Raw genomic sequence first — 14,858 nt, forward strand, 5'->3', positions numbered from 1 at the left:
TAGTCAGAATCATTGCGGGCTTTGCGGCACGGTTGCATCCGATTCGGGCGCGGGTGCAGCAGCGGGCTCTTTAGCAGGTTCTTCAGTCGTTTCTTCAGCCGGCTCTGGCGGCGTCACTGGCGCCAACGCCTCCGGGGCCGGGTCAGGCGAAGCCGCCGGGATCGGAGCCTGCTCATTCGTCGCCTCTGGCGCGGTGACCGGCGCCGGGCTGGAGCGGTAATCGGCGCGACGCTTGAGCTGGAATTCACGCACCGCGCTGTTGTGAGCATCCAGATCATCGGAGAACACGTGGCTGCCATCGCCGCGCGCGACAAAATACAGACTGTTGCCGGCCACCGGGTTGAGTGCCGCATGGATCGCTTCGCGGCCGACCATCGCGATCGGCGTCGGCGGCAGGCCGGAGATCACGTAGGTGTTGTAAGGGGTCGCTTCCTTGAGATGGGCGCGGGTCAACTTGCCGTTGTAGCGATCACCGAGACCGTAGATCACGGTCGGATCGGTCTGCAACAGCATGCCCATTTCCATGCGCCGCACGAACACGCCAGCAATCTGGCCACGCTCTTGCGGTACGCCGGTTTCCTTTTCCACCAGCGAGGCCATGATCAACGCCTGGTAGGGTTCGGTGTACGGCACGTCAGCCGCACGCTGCCCCCACTCCTTGGCCAGGACTTCGTCGAGGCGGTCGTAGGCTTTTTTCAGCAGCTCGACGTCCGTCATGCCACGCACGAAACGGTAGGTGTCCGGGAAGAATCGCCCTTCCGGGAAGATCCCGGCGTGACCGAGCTTGTCCATCACTTCGCTATCGCTCAAACCGTTCAGCGTCTGCTCAAGTTTTTCATCCTTGGCCAGCGCAGCACGCACTTGATGGAAATTCCAGCCTTCGACCAGCGTCAGGCTGTACTGCACCATTTCCCCGCGTTTCCACAGGTCGATCAGGTTTTCCACCGTCATGCCGGGCTGCATGCGGTACTCACCTTTGTGCAACGGTTGCCCGGCCAGGTTGAAGCGCCAGTACACACGCAACCAGAAAGCGTCCTTGATGACGCCATCGGCTTCGAGTCGATAGAAAGTGCGGGTGGGTGTCGTGCCTTTGGGCACTTCCAGGAGTTGTTCCTGGGTAATGTTCAGCGGCTGTTCCAGCGCCGAATGAATCTTCCAGGCCGAAGCGCCCAGACACAGCCCTGCCAGAACCAATCCGGTTTCCAGCAGCAGCAAGAATTTACGTCTCACGTATCAAGCATCCAGTAGCGCGCGGGCAATGGTTTGGAGTTTACGGGTGAGCGGCCCAACCGGCCAGCTCAGAGCTGCATAGGCGCGCACCGGCCAAACGCCATACACGCTGTTGCAGATAAAGACCTCATCAGCCCATTGCAGCTGTTCGAGGGTGATGTCGGTGATTTGCGTGGGAATCCCCAGCGACTCGGCTTGAAACAATAATTCGGCGCGCATCACACCGGCCACGCCGCAGCGCTTGAGATCGGCAGTGATCAACACGCCATCGCGAACCAGGAACAGATTACTGAACACACCCTCAATCACCCGCCCGGCCTGATCGAGCATCAAGCCTTCGGCATGCTCGGTGTCTTGCCATTCGGAACGGGCGATGACTTGCTCAAGACGGTTCAGGTGTTTGAGCCCGGCGAGCAAGGGTTGTCTGGACAGTCGTGTGGCGCAAGGAAACAGGCGAACGCCCTGCTCCGCATGTACGACAGGGTAAGCGGCAGGCGGGTTGCCCTGAAGAATGCGTCGGGCCTGGGCCGCAGGATCTGGCGCGTAACCGCGCAGGCTGTCGCCGCGGGTGAGGATGAGTTTGAGCACGCCCTCGCCCAGTGCTGCAGCGTAGGCCAGCAGCTCGCTGCGGATCAGCGCGTGATCGGCCGTGATCGCCAGGCGTGAACAGCCTTGCGCCAGGCGCGACAGATGCCGGTCCAGCAACAGCGGCTGCCCGTTCCGCACGGCAATGGTCTCGAACAGACCATCACCGTAAGCCAGGCCGCGATCCTTCAGCGACAGAGCGTCAGCCGGCTGACCGTCGACCCAGCTGTCCATCAGTCAGCGAACCGGCGGAACACCAGCGAGCCGTTGGTACCGCCAAACCCGAAGGAGTTGGACAGGACCACATCGATGTCCATGTTGCGCGCAGTGTGCGGCACGAAGTCCAGGTCGCAGCCTTCGTCCGGCTCGTCGAGGTTGATGGTCGGCGGTGCCACCTGGCTATTGATCGCCAGCACACTGAAGATCGCCTCGACTGCGCCCGCCGCACCCAACAGGTGACCGGTCATGGACTTGGTCGAGCTGACCGCCAGCTTGTAGGCGTGATCGCCGAACACCGACTTGATCGCGCAGGCTTCGGCAAGGTCGCCGGCCGAAGTCGATGTACCGTGGGCATTGATGTACTGGACTTGATCGCTATTGATCTTCGCATCGCGCAGGGCGTTGGAAATGCAACGAGCAGCACCCGCACCGTCAGCCGGCGGCGACGTCATGTGGTAGGCATCGCCACTGGTGCCAAAGCCGATCAGCTCGGCGTAGATGGTTGCGCCGCGAGCCTTGGCGTGTTCCAGCTCTTCAAGCACCAGCGCACCGGCACCGTCGGACAGGACGAAGCCGTCACGGCCCTTGTCCCATGGACGGCTGGCGCGGGTCGGCTCGTCGTTGCGGGTCGACAGCGCGCGGGAGGCACCGAAGCCGCCCATGCCCAGACCGCAAGCCGCCATCTCGGCGCCGCCGGCAATCATCACGTCGGCTTCGTCGTACATGATGTTGCGAGCTGCCATGCCGATGCAGTGCGTACCGGTGGTGCACGCTGTGGCGATGGCGTAGTTAGGTCCCTGTGCACCCAGGTGGATCGACAGGAAACCGGAAATCATATTGATGATCGAGCCAGGCACGAAAAACGGAGAGATCCGTCGTGGGCCGGAATCATGCAGCGTGCGGCTGGTTTCTTCGATATTGGTCAGACCGCCAATACCAGAACCCATGGCCACGCCGATGCGCTCACGGTTGGCGTCGGTGACTTCAAGACCGGCGTTACGCACCGCCTGAAAACCTGCGGCCAGACCGTACTGAATGAACAGGTCGAGCTTGCGAGCTTCCTTGACCGACAGGTATTCCTCGACATTGAAGCCCTTTACCGAGCCGCCAAAACGGGTGGAATAGGCAGAAAGGTCGGTGTGTTCGATCAGACCAATGCCACTACGGCCAGCCAGAATGCCCTGCCAACTGCTCGGCACATCCGTGCCCAGTGGCGACAACATACCCATACCGGTGACTACGACGCGTCTACGCGACACAGCACTCTCCTTTTTCAAATGACGACTTTGCATCAGGCCTAAAGAAAAAACCGCACGCCATGATGGCAGTGCGGTTTTTCCATGACAGCAAGCAACGATTACAAACTATTACGCCTGGTGGCTAGTAACGTAGTCGATTGCAGCTTGTACAGTAGTGATCTTCTCAGCTTCTTCGTCAGGGATTTCGGTCTCGAATTCCTCTTCCAGAGCCATCACCAGCTCAACGGTGTCAAGGGAGTCGGCACCCAGGTCTTCAACGAAGGAAGCAGTGTTGACCACTTCTTCTTCTTTAACGCCCAGTTGCTCAGCAACGATTTTCTTGACGCGCTCTTCGATGGTGCTCATACCTTGTTTTCACTCCTAATGGACAAATTCAGGCAGCTGGCCAGTGGGTAAGTGTATAGAAAGACTTTTCAGTTTTTCAACTGAAAGCTTCACTCCTCAAACCCCGTGACCCTCTGCCTATAAAAAGATTGCAGCTTTATAACGGATTTTAGACAGCTCGTATGACATTTTTTTGAAGCAACCCGTCACATTTAACTCATGTACATCCCGCCGTTCACCGGGATTGTAGCCCCAGTAACGTAAGCCGCACCGTCGGATGCAAGAAAAGCGACCACAGACGCGATCTCTTGAGCTTGCCCCAGACGACCCAGCGGAATTTGCGCCTGCAAGGCTTCACGCTGTGCCTCGGGCAGTTCGCGGGTCATATCGGTGTCGATGAACCCAGGGGCCACCGAGTTTACCGTAATCGAACGCGAACCGACTTCACGCGCCAGGGCACGACTGAAACCTTCCAGACCTGCCTTGGCGGCAGCGTAGTTTACTTGGCCTGCGTTGCCCATGGCACCCACAACCGAGCCAATACTGATAATTCGTCCCCAACGGGCTTTGGTCATACCGCGCAGAACGCCCTTGGACAGGCGGAACAGACTGTTCAGGTTGGTATCGACGACGTCATGCCACTCGTCGTCTTTCATGCGCATCATCAGGTTATCGCGGGTGATGCCGGCATTGTTGACCAGGATCGCCGGCGCACCGAACTGCTCCTGGATGCTCGCCAGCACAGCGGCAACGGATTCGTCGCTGGTGACATTCAGTTCCAGGCCAGTGCCTTGAATACCGTTTTCTTTCAGGGTAGCGGCGATGCGCTCGGCACCCGAGGCGGATGTCGCGGTGCCCACAACAATGGCGCCCTGACGACCCAGTTCCAGGGCGATGGCCTGGCCGATACCGCGGCTCGCACCGGTGACCAGTGCAACTTTACCTTGCAGACTCATGCAAGCTTCTCCTGATTCAGGCCAGCGCTGCACGGGCGGCAGCGAAGGCGTCTGGGGTATTGAGGTTGGATGTCGACACGCCTTCGGCGCAGCGTTTGTTCAAGCCGGCCAGCACTTTGCCAGGGCCGCATTCGACCAACTGGGTCGCGCCCTTGGCGGCCAGCGCCTGGACCGATTCGACCCAGCGCACAGGCTTGTAGAGCTGTTCAAGCAGATCGCGCTTGAGGGTTTCGAGATCGGCCGGCACGTTCGCGCTGACGTTTTGTACCACAGGAATCTGTGGTGCCTGCCAGTTGATCGCAGCGATCGACTCGGCGAAACGCTCGGCGGCTGGACGCATCAGCTCGCAATGGGACGGTACGCTGACTGGCAACGGCATGGCGCGCTTGGCACCACGGGCCTTGCAGCCTTCGATGGCGCGTTCGACGGCCGCCTTGGCACCGGCGATCACGACTTGACCCGGAGAGTTGAAATTGACCGCGCTGACCACTTCGCCTTGCGCCGCTTCGGCACAGGCTGCCAGTACGTCAGCATCGTCCAGGCCGAGAATGGCAGCCATACCGCCCTGCCCGGCCGGAACGGCTTCTTGCATCAACTGACCGCGACGCTCCACCAGTTTCACCGCGTCACCCAGGCTCAGGCTGCCCGCAGCGACCAGGGCGCTGTACTCGCCCAGGCTGTGACCGGCAACATAAGCCGGACGCGCACCGCCTTCCGCCAGCCACAGACGCCACAAGGCGATCGAGGCGGTCAGAATGGCCGGTTGGGTTTTATCGGTTTGATTGAGTTGCTCTTCCGGCCCTTGCTGGGTCAGTGCCCACAGGTCGTAACCGAGCGCGTCGGATGCTTCTTTGAATGTTTCGAGGACCGCCGGATGTTGCGCGCCCAACTCGGCCAGCATGCCGAGGGACTGCGAACCCTGTCCTGGAAAGACGAATGCGAGGGAAGCAGACATGTAACAAGCCCCTAATGATCTTGTCGTCGGAGAATTGACGTCCCGCTTGGGGGACGCAAGAAACTGACAGTTGGATGGCAAATTGAACTGAGCGGTCACATTTAAGCATTGTCCGACGAAAACGCCTAAAGCAACAAATCCTCCAGACGACCGTGAATGCGCTCCGGCAGGTTTTCCTGGATCTCGATCAAGGCTCGCTGAATCGCACTCTGGAAGCCCTGAACCCCTGCCGAACCGTGGCTTTTCACCACAATCCCCTGCAACCCGAGGAAGCTTGCGCCGTTATGCCGAGCAGGCGCCAGATCAGCCTGAAGACGCTTCATCAGCGGCAGCGCCAGGGCCCCCACTACTTTCGATGCGAGGTTTTTTTGAAAAGCGCTTCAATTCGCCCGGCAATCATGGTCGCCAGACCTTCACTGGACTTGAGCAAAATATTGCCGACAAAACCGTCGCACACCACCACATCCGCCTCGCCACGGTACAAACCGTCACCTTCGACAAAACCGATGTAGTTGATGCCGCGAGCGCTCTGCAACAAGGTCGCCGCCAGCTTGACCTGCTGATTGCCCTTGATGTCTTCGGTGCCGATGTTCAGCAATGCGACCCGTGGACGAACGATGCCCAGGGTTTGCGCCGCGACCGAGCCCATCACCGCAAACTGCAGCAGATGCTCGGCGCTGCAATCGACGTTGGCGCCCAGGTCGAGCAACTGACAGTAGCCCTTCTGCGTCGGAATCGCCGCGACCATGGCCGGCCGGTCAATGCCCGGCAAGGTCTTGAGCACGAACCGTGACAAGGCCATCAGCGCGCCGGTATTGCCGGCGCTGACACAGGCCTGAACCTTGCCATCACGCAACAACTCGAGCGCCACGCGCATCGACGAGTCCGGCTTGCCGCGCAAGGCTTGGGCAGGCTTTTCGTCCATGGTGATCACTTCGGATGCCGGGGTAATCGACAGGCGCGAGCGATCCACAGCCGATTGGCCAGCGATCAATTCTTCAAGAAGGGAGGGTTGACCGACAAGGGTCAGGTGCAGCGAGGGCGTAGCAATCAGACAAGCAAGGCTGGCCTGAACAATGCTGCGGGGACCGAAGTCCCCGCCCATTGCGTCAATCGCGATGACTTGAGCGGACAAGTGATTACTCGTCAGCGCCCTTGTCGATCACTTTACGGCCACGGTATACGCCTTCTGGCGATACGTGGTGACGCAGGTGAACTTCACCGGTGGTTTTTTCTACAGACAGGGTGCTAGCCTCGAGAGCGTCGTGCGAACGACGCATGTCACGGGCGGAGCGGGATTTTTTGTTCTGCTGAACAGCCATAATTGATTAACTCCTAAACGTTTGGGTCACGCTTTAACTGCGCCAATACACTGAACGGGTTGGACCGCGTTACCTCGTCCTCGCTCGGTTCGGGCTCATCGAGACCCGCCGGCTGCTGGCATTCTTCCGGATGATGAGCAGGCACAATGGGCAAGGCGAGCAGAAGCTCCTCCTCGATCAGTGACTGCAGATCCAAAGGATCTTCGCCCAGTTCCAGCACGTCATAACCTTTCGGCAACGACTGGGTATTCGCACCCTCCTTCACCACAGCATAACTGCATTCGCTGTGGATCGGCAGGGTGACCAGCTCAAGACAACGCTGGCAAACCATTTTGACTTCGGTGTCGATAAAGCTGTGGATTACCACAGACTTACGTTCATCTCGTTCAAAAACGAATTTAGCCTGCACCGTACCGACATTGTCGGAAAGCGGGTCGCAGAGTCTCTCCAAATCGGCCAGCAGCAGTTCACCTTGAAGGGTGGTGCCACGGTCAGCCAATTTGCGCGGGTCAACGTGAGGTGGAATCGGGTCATTCAACATAGGCGCAGCATTATAGGGATGCACCCAGCCATGTCAAAGGAAATTCAGCCCTGTCCGTCACCTGGAAGCCTCGCTAGAATTCGCGCCTGTCTTCTGGAGATGCGCATGCTGCCTTTATTACTCGCTTCAAGCTCAGTGTATCGCCGAGAATTGCTGGCCCGCTTGCAGCTGCCGTTCACCTGCAGCTCGCCGGACATCGACGAAAGTCATCGGCCGAATGAGGCCGCCGTCGAACTGGTAAAGCGCCTCGCCGAAGAAAAAGCCCGGGCCCTTGCCGGCAGCCACCCCGCCCATCTGATTATCGGCTCCGATCAGGTCGCAGTGCTCGGCAAGCGCATTATCGGCAAACCCCACACCTTCGAAAAGGCTCGTGAGCAGTTGCTGGCCTCAAGCGGCACCAGCGTAACCTTTCTGACCGGCCTGGCCCTGCTCAATAGCCAGACGGGACACTGCCAGGTCGACTGCGTTCCGTTCACCGTGCACATGCGCACACTCGATACCGCACGCATCGAACGCTACCTGCGCGCCGAACAGCCCTACGATTGCGCTGGCAGCTTCAAGGCGGAAGGATTGGGGGTGAGCCTGTTTCAGCGCACCGAAGGCCCTGACGCCACCAGCCTGATCGGCCTGCCGCTGATTCGTCTGATCGACATGCTGCTGGCTGAAGGCGTGCAAATCCCCTGACGGCTGTCGAGTCCTTCACCGATCTTGAGGACGCCATCGCCGGCAAGCCGGCTCCTACAGGATGTGGGCGCCAACAAAAAACCGGCCACTCGGGCCGGTTTTTTTTATGTAGCCGGAAGATCAGCGCAGCGACGGACCCTGGAAGCCCATCCACATCGCCAACTGCTCAGCCACGCTGGCACCCAGTTTCTTCGAGAAGCGATCGAACGGCGATTCCTGAACGGTGAAGTCCACCAGCTCTTTCTCGCCAATCACATCACGCGCTACCGAACTGGCATTACCCAGACCATCGATCAGCCCCAGTGGCAGCGCCTGCTCACCGGACCAGACCAACCCGGAGAACAACTCCGGATGCTCTTTATCCTTGAGTCGGTCGCCACGACCCGTCTTGACGCTGTTGATGAACTGCTGGTGCGTCGTATCGAGCACGCCCTGCCAGAACCGGGTTTCCTCAGGCTTCTGCGGCTGGAACGGATCGAGGAACGACTTGTGCTCGCCCGACGTATAGGTCCGACGCTCGACACCCAGCTTCTCCATCGTGCCGACAAACCCGTAACCCGCCGCCGTCACACCAATGGAACCCACCAGGCTCGCCTTGTCGGCATAGATCTGATCCGCCGCACTGGCAATGTAATAAGCACCGGAAGCCCCCAGATCGGAGATTACCGCGTAAACCTTGGTGTCCGGGTTCAAGCCGCGCAACCGGCGAATCTCGTCATACACGTAGCCGGACTGCACCGGACTGCCGCCCGGACTGTTGATGCGCAGGATGACGCCTTTGACCTTCTTATCTTCGAAGGCGGCACGCAGGCTGCCGACGATGTTGTCAGCGCTGGCGGGCTCCTTGTCGGCGATCATGCCCGTCACTTCGATCAGCGCAGTGTAATTGGCGCTGCGAGTGGCGGCTTTCTCCATGTCCATCAGCGGCGTGAACAGAATCAACGCGCCAAACAGGTACACAAAGGTCAGCAACTTGAAGAAAATCCCCCAGCGACGCGACCGACGCTGCTCCTGCACGCTGGCGAGCAGGGTCTTTTCCAGCAGCTTCCAGCTTTTCTCGTCACCGCTCTCTGCGCTCGGATTGGCGGGCGCTTTCCATTCGTCGGTCATGGCCATCTACCCCGGAAAAAACGTATTAAGCCCGCTGACTCAGCCAGGCATGCAATTCTGAAAAACGATCAATAGCCAGCGCCGGCTCGAACAACTTCAGCGCTTCAATCGATTGCGCGCCGTAGCTGACCGCCACCGAATCCATGCCGGCATTGCGCGCCATCTGCAGGTCGAATGACGAATCGCCGACCATCAACGCTTGCTCCGGACGAACTTCGCAATGGGCGAGGATCTGCTCAAGCATCAGAGGATGGGGTTTGCTGGCGGTTTCGTCGGCGGCACGGGTGATGTCGAAATAATCTTCCCAGCCGTGCGACTTCAGCACCCGATCCAGCCCGCGACGCGCTTTGCCGGTGGCAACCGCTAAATGATAGCCCTCGGCGCGGAACGCCTCCATCGACTCGACGACGCCTTCGAACAACGGCGAAGGCACGGCTTCAGAGGCGATGTAGTGGTCCGCATAATGCTCGCGAAACGCCACCAGTTCGGTATCGCTGATCTCGGGGTACAGCGTGCGAATCGCTTCCGACAGGCCCAGACCGATGATGCCTTTGACAGCAAAGTCATCGCGCAACTGAAAACCGGAACGCTCGGACGCAACGTGCATCGCCTCAACAATCCGACCAATGGAATCAGCCAGCGTGCCGTCCCAATCGAAAATCAGCAGCTTGTAATCAGAGGGGTGCACTCAGGCGCTCCACAGTCTTGGCCCACATCTCGTCGACAGGCGCCTGCAACTTCAGTTCGCCGCCATCCGGCAGCGGCACGGTCAGCATGTACGCATGCAGGAACAGGCGCTTGCCGCCCAGATCGCGGATTTCCTTGCTGAAATCGTCATCGCCGTACTTGGTGTCGCCGGCAATGCAATGCCCGGCGTGCAAAGTGTGAACGCGAATCTGGTGAGTCCGGCCAGTGATCGGCTTGGCCTCGATCAAGGTGGCAAAGTCGCCGAATCGACGCAGGACCTTGAACACGGTCACCGATTCCTTGCCCTCCTCCTCGTCGACCTCGACCATCCGCTCGCCGGAACGCAGATTGCTCTTGCCCAGCGATGCACGGACTTGCTTGATCGATGCCGCCCAGTTGCCGCGAACCAGCGCCATGTAGCGCTTGTCCACGCCATCACCGCGCAAGGCCGTGTGCAAGTGACGCAGCATGCTGCGTTTCTTGGCGATCATCAGCAGGCCGGAGGTGTCACGGTCCAGGCGGTGAACCAGCTCGAGCTCCTTGCAATCCGGACGCAACTGACGAAAGGCTTCGATCACGCCGTAAGTCAGGCCGCTGCCGCCGTGAACCGCAATGCCGCAAGGCTTGTTGATCACGATCAGCGCTTTGTCTTCATAGACAATCGAGGCTTCAAGTCGCTGCAGCAAGCCCTGGGCCAGCGGCACAGGTTCGTCGCGTTCAGGCACGCGAACCGGCGGCACGCGCACGATATCGCCCGCCTGCAGCTTGTATTCGGGCTTGATCCGGCCTTTGTTCACTCGCACTTCGCCTTTGCGCAAAATGCGGTAAATCAAGGTCTTGGGCACGCCTTTGAGCCGAGCGAGAAGGAAGTTATCAATACGTTGGCCGGCATATTCCGGCGAGACCTCAAGCAGTTGTACGCCTGGGGTCGAGGGGGCAGTAGTCGTCATGGCGCGGATGATATCAATTTTTTATGGAATTGAAGCACTTAATCATTACTGCTATAGTCGCGAACGCCGCCAAAAGCGGCCTGGACAGCGGACAAACGGTCAAAAACCGGCCCTGACCAATGCAATTCACCAGGACGCGAGGCCGTCCTACGGCGCTTTCGCTACGTAACGGTGGAGTTTGCAGGTGTAACGAGCGCAGGTGACATGAGGCCTGAATCACGCCGCAAAGCAGAGTTCTCACTCGCTACGCGAGCCCATATTCACGGCCAGTTCACAAAGTGCAGTCAGCTGCGAATGACCCCGAGCGAATGCTTCGGAAACAACGCCTAAATTAGCCATGATGCGTGACCTCCCCTTTCGGAGCTCACGGTAAATGCCAACCCGCTGCGGATTCTGCGCGCGGCAGCACCCGAATTATCAGGGATACGTGTAGGGTGGAGATGCACAACCGCTGGACTGTGTAGCAATAGGCTTTATCAAGACGCTTCATCTCGTCCACAGCCGCCGGTTGATTCCTCCTCCTGACTGAGTGCTTAAGTAGCCACAGCAAGCAGGACGCGTACGTCGCGACGAAGGCCCACATTGGCCGGACTTCGCTAGACACGGGAATGGCCAACCACTCCCGACGCACCTGACACCGACCATGAGAAGTCGTGTGTGCCGAACGCCGTTTCCGGCAGCCCGGAAACCGACGGTACTACATGAAAAGAATGCTGATTAACGCAACTCAACCCGAAGAGTTGCGTGTTGCACTGGTAGATGGCCAACGCCTCTACGACCTGGACATCGAATCCGGTGCACGCGAGCAGAAGAAGGCCAACATCTATAAAGGCCGGATTACTCGCATCGAACCAAGCCTTGAGGCTGCCTTTGTCGATTTCGGCTCCGAGCGCCACGGCTTCCTGCCCCTCAAAGAAATCTCCCGCGAATACTTCAAGAAAGCCCCTGAAGGCCGCGTCAACATCAAAGACGTCCTGAGCGAAGGCCAGGAAGTCATCGTTCAGGTCGAAAAAGAAGAACGTGGCAACAAGGGCGCAGCCCTGACCACCTTCATCAGCCTGGCCGGTCGTTACCTGGTTCTGATGCCGAACAACCCGCGTGCCGGCGGTATCTCCCGTCGCATCGAAGGTGAAGAGCGCAACGAACTGCGTGAAGCCCTGAACGGTCTGGTTGCACCGGCCGACATGGGTCTGATCGTGCGCACTGCCGGCCTGGGCCGCAGCAGCGAAGAAATGCAGTGGGACCTCGATTACCTGCTGCAACTCTGGACCGCCATCAAAGAAGCCTCGCTGGATCGCTCCGCGCCGTTCCTGATCTACCAGGAAAGCAACGTGATCATCCGCGCCATCCGCGATTACCTGCGCCAGGACATCGGCGAAGTGCTGATCGACAGCGTTGAAGCCCAGGACGAAGCCCTGACCTTCATCCGCCAGGTGATGCCGCAGTACGCCAGCAAGATCAAGCTGTACGAAGACAGCGTTCCGCTGTTCAACCGTTTCCAGATCGAAAGCCAGATCGAGACCGCTTTCCAGCGCGTCGTCGAGCTGCCTTCCGGTGGTTCCATCGTTATCGATCCGACCGAAGCCCTGGTGTCCATCGACATCAACTCGGCGCGCGCCACCAAAGGCAGCGACATCGAAGAAACCGCCCTGCAGACCAACCTTGAAGCCGCCGAAGAAATCGCCCGTCAGTTGCGCCTGCGCGACATCGGCGGCCTGATCGTCATCGACTTCATCGACATGACCCCTGCCAAGAACCAGCGCGCCGTGGAAGAGAAAGTCCGCGAATGCCTGGAAGCCGACCGCGCTCGCGTGCAAGTTGGCCGCATCTCGCGCTTCGGCCTGCTGGAAATGTCCCGTCAGCGCCTGCGTCCATCGCTCGGCGAAAGCAGTGGCATCGTTTGCCCGCGTTGCAACGGCACCGGCATCATCCGTGATGTTGAATCGCTGTCGCTGGCGATCCTGCGCCTGATCGAAGAAGAAGCCCTGAAAGACCGCACCGCCGAAGTTCGCGCACAAGTGCCAATTCCGGTCGCAGCCTTCCTGCTTAACGAAAAACGCAACTCGATCACCAAGATCGAACTGCGCACCCGTGCCCGCATCGTCATTCTGCCGAACGATCACCTCGAAACGCCGCACTTCGAAGTTCAGCGCCTGCGTGATGACAGCCCGGAAGCCAGCATCAACCAGTCCAGCTACGAAATCGCTGCTGCCGCTGCCGAAGTCGAAGAAGTCCAGCCAGCCGCTGCGACCCGCACCCTGGTTCGCCAGGAAGCCGCGGTCAAGACTGCGCCGGCCCGCGCCAACGCTCCGGTTCCGACCGAAGTCGTCGCCGCACCGGTTGCTGCACCGGCCGCCGCGCCAGAGCCAAGCCTGTTCAAAGGCCTGGTGAAGTCGCTGGTCAGCCTGTTCGCTACCAAGGAAGAGCCTGCTGCTCCGGTTGTGGTTGAAAAACCAGCAACCACCGAGCGCCCGGCCCGTAACGAAGAGCGTCGCAACGGCCGTCAGCAGAGCCGCAACCGTAACGGTCGCCGCGATGAAGAACGCAAGCCTCGCGAGGAACGTGCACCGCGTGAAGAACGCGCACCACGTGAGCCACGCGAAGCCCGTGAAGAAACCCCGGCAGTCGCTCGCGAAGAACGCGCTCCACGTGAAGAGCGTGCACCACGCGCCCCTCGCGAAGAACGTGCACCACGCGCACCTCGTGAAGATCGCAAGCCACGTGGCGAGCGTGAAGAACGTGTTCGTGAACTGCGTGAACCGCTGGACGCCGCCGCTCCGGCTGCTGCTGCCGCTACCGCTACCGCTGCTGCTGAAGAGCGTCCAGCTCGTCAGCCACGCGAAGAGCGTGCGCCACGTCCTCCGCGTGAGGAGCGTCAACCACGCGCCGAGCAAGCCGCTGCCGCCGTTGCTGAAGAAGAGCTGACTGGCAACGAAGAGCAACTGCAGGAAGACGGTCAGGAAGGCGCCGAAGGCGATCGTCCACGCCGCCGCTCCCGTGGCCAGCGTCGTCGCAGCAACCGTCGCGAGCGTCAACGCGATGCCAACGGCAACGTGATCGAAGGTTCGGAAGAATCCGAGTCCGCCGAAGGTAACGAAGGCGCCGAAGCACCAAGCGCTGCCGATCTGGCCGCTGGCCTGGCTGTTACCGCAGCCGTTGCCAGCACCGTGATCAGCGCTCCGGCCGAAGCACAGGCCAACGAGCAAGCCGAACGCGCCACTGCCGCCACACTGGAAACTGCTCCAGTCGAAGCGCCAGTCGTTGAAGCGACCACGCCTGTAGAAGTAACTGCCGCTCCGGAAGTCGAAGTGGCACCGGTTTGTGAAGCACAGCCTGAAGTCGAAGCTGCCGCTGAGCCTGCCGTTGTTGCTGAAACGCCTGCCGTGGTTGCAGAGCCGGTTGTTGAAACCGTCGCTGAAACCGTGACCGAAACCGTTCGTGAAGTTCGCGAAGAGCAAACCGCTTTCAACTGGGTTGCCGAGCCGGTAGCGGTCGAAACGCCAGCGCCAGTCGCTGAAGTTGCGGTTGTCGAGCCTGTTGTTGTGGCTGCCGAACCAGAGCCTGCTCCGGTCGTTGAAGCCCCTGTTGTCGCCGAAGTGGCTGCACCAGTGGTTGAAGCTGCCCCGGCCAGTGCCCTGACACCAAGTGGCCGCGCACCTAACGACCCGCGTGAAGTGCGTCGTCGCAAGCGTGAAGAAGAGCGCCTGCAGAAGGAAGCCGAACTGGCTGCCGCTGCTGCTCCGGTCGCTGTCGAAGTGGCACCGGTTGTTGCTGAAGTCGTCGAGGCTGCTCCTGCCCCGGCTGCTGAAGTGGCTGCCGAACCAGCTGACTCCGTGATCGACGAAGCTCCACGCTCCGTTCAGGAAGCGGTAGAGCAACACGAGCAAGCCCAGGAAAAAGAGCACGAGCCTAAACCTCTCGTCTGATTCCATCGGCTACTAAAAAGCCCCGCCTGGTAACCCAGGCGGGGCTTTTTTATGCCGGCGGTTCCACAGTTAGACCGCGTTATCGTTCTTCGCGGGCAAGCCTCGCTCCT

Annotated in this window: 13 protein-coding genes and 1 pseudogene; 2 read left to right on the plus strand and 12 right to left on the minus strand. The window is 59.9% G+C overall.

Translation table 11 applies throughout. From position 1 onward, the window contains the following. Positions 1–9: 9 nt before the first annotated feature. The 9 genes and pseudogenes from mltG to K5R88_RS13175 all read right to left on the minus strand — a co-directional run bounded on the left by mltG (position 10) and on the right by K5R88_RS13175 (position 7,391). Positions 10–1,230 carry an endolytic transglycosylase MltG gene (gene mltG, locus K5R88_RS13135; RefSeq protein WP_226300086.1) on the minus strand — a complete coding sequence of 407 codons (1,221 nt, stop codon included), beginning with the start codon at positions 1,228–1,230 and terminating at the stop codon, positions 10–12. 3 nt (positions 1,231–1,233) lie between these two features. Continuing rightward, positions 1,234–2,049 (minus strand): aminodeoxychorismate lyase, encoded by an 816-nt coding sequence (gene pabC, locus K5R88_RS13140; protein ID WP_008040888.1) that lies wholly within the window; start codon positions 2,047–2,049, stop codon positions 1,234–1,236. Beyond that, positions 2,049–3,293, minus strand: coding sequence for a beta-ketoacyl-ACP synthase II (gene fabF, locus K5R88_RS13145; protein ID WP_008031595.1), 1,245 nt, complete (start codon positions 3,291–3,293; stop codon positions 2,049–2,051). The genes pabC and fabF overlap by 1 nt, the downstream gene beginning before the upstream one ends. Positions 3,294–3,401: 108 nt before the next feature. Beyond that, positions 3,402–3,638, minus strand: coding sequence for an acyl carrier protein (acpP, locus tag K5R88_RS13150; RefSeq protein ID WP_003175607.1), 237 nt, complete (start codon positions 3,636–3,638; stop codon positions 3,402–3,404). Positions 3,639–3,829: 191 nt separating this feature from the next. Beyond that, entirely contained in the window at positions 3,830–4,573 is a 744-nt protein-coding gene (gene fabG, locus K5R88_RS13155; protein WP_047526979.1) for a 3-oxoacyl-ACP reductase FabG, read from the minus strand. A gap of 16 nt (positions 4,574–4,589) precedes the next feature. Continuing rightward, complete coding sequence (gene fabD / locus K5R88_RS13160) at positions 4,590–5,528, minus strand: ACP S-malonyltransferase (protein WP_226300087.1); 939 nt, start codon at positions 5,526–5,528, stop codon at positions 4,590–4,592. 125 nt (positions 5,529–5,653) lie between these two features. Then, positions 5,654–6,663, minus strand: a pseudogene (gene plsX, locus K5R88_RS13165) (phosphate acyltransferase PlsX). A 4-nt stretch (positions 6,664–6,667) separates the two neighbouring features. Further along, a complete protein-coding gene (rpmF, locus tag K5R88_RS13170) occupies positions 6,668–6,850 on the minus strand; it encodes a 50S ribosomal protein L32 (RefSeq protein WP_003179396.1) in 183 nt (60 codons plus the stop codon). 13 nt (positions 6,851–6,863) lie between these two features. Next, on the minus strand, positions 6,864–7,391 hold the full coding sequence (locus K5R88_RS13175; RefSeq protein WP_008031588.1) for a YceD family protein: 528 nt from the start codon (positions 7,389–7,391) through the stop codon (positions 6,864–6,866). Positions 7,392–7,496: 105 nt separating this feature from the next. Here K5R88_RS13175 and K5R88_RS13180 point away from each other — a divergent pair, with 105 nt between their 5' ends. Beyond that, positions 7,497–8,075 carry a Maf family protein gene (locus tag K5R88_RS13180; RefSeq protein ID WP_226300088.1) on the plus strand — a complete coding sequence of 193 codons (579 nt, stop codon included), beginning with the start codon at positions 7,497–7,499 and terminating at the stop codon, positions 8,073–8,075. A gap of 120 nt (positions 8,076–8,195) precedes the next feature. Here the strand turns inward: K5R88_RS13180 and sppA are convergent, their stop codons facing one another. From sppA to rluC, 3 genes are read right to left on the minus strand one after another with little or no spacing between them, the layout of a single operon-like run. Continuing rightward, the gene (sppA, locus tag K5R88_RS13185) at positions 8,196–9,185 is read right to left on the minus strand and encodes a signal peptide peptidase SppA (protein ID WP_226300089.1); all 990 of its coding nucleotides are present in this window, start codon (positions 9,183–9,185) and stop codon (positions 8,196–8,198) included. A 25-nt stretch (positions 9,186–9,210) separates the two neighbouring features. Next, a complete protein-coding gene (locus K5R88_RS13190) occupies positions 9,211–9,873 on the minus strand; it encodes an HAD-IA family hydrolase (RefSeq protein ID WP_226300090.1) in 663 nt (220 codons plus the stop codon). Beyond that, positions 9,860–10,822 (minus strand): 23S rRNA pseudouridine(955/2504/2580) synthase RluC, encoded by a 963-nt coding sequence (gene rluC, locus K5R88_RS13195; protein WP_008031576.1) that lies wholly within the window; start codon positions 10,820–10,822, stop codon positions 9,860–9,862. The genes K5R88_RS13190 and rluC overlap by 14 nt, the downstream gene beginning before the upstream one ends. A 701-nt stretch (positions 10,823–11,523) precedes the next feature. On the opposite strand from rluC, the gene rne reads away from it, so the two are divergent. Continuing rightward, entirely contained in the window at positions 11,524–14,748 is a 3,225-nt protein-coding gene (gene rne, locus K5R88_RS13200; RefSeq protein WP_226300091.1) for a ribonuclease E, read from the plus strand. Positions 14,749–14,858: the final 110 nt, after the last annotated feature.

Source organism: Pseudomonas sp. MM213, from assembly GCF_020423045.1.
GTDB lineage: Bacteria > Pseudomonadota > Gammaproteobacteria > Pseudomonadales > Pseudomonadaceae > Aquipseudomonas > Aquipseudomonas migulae.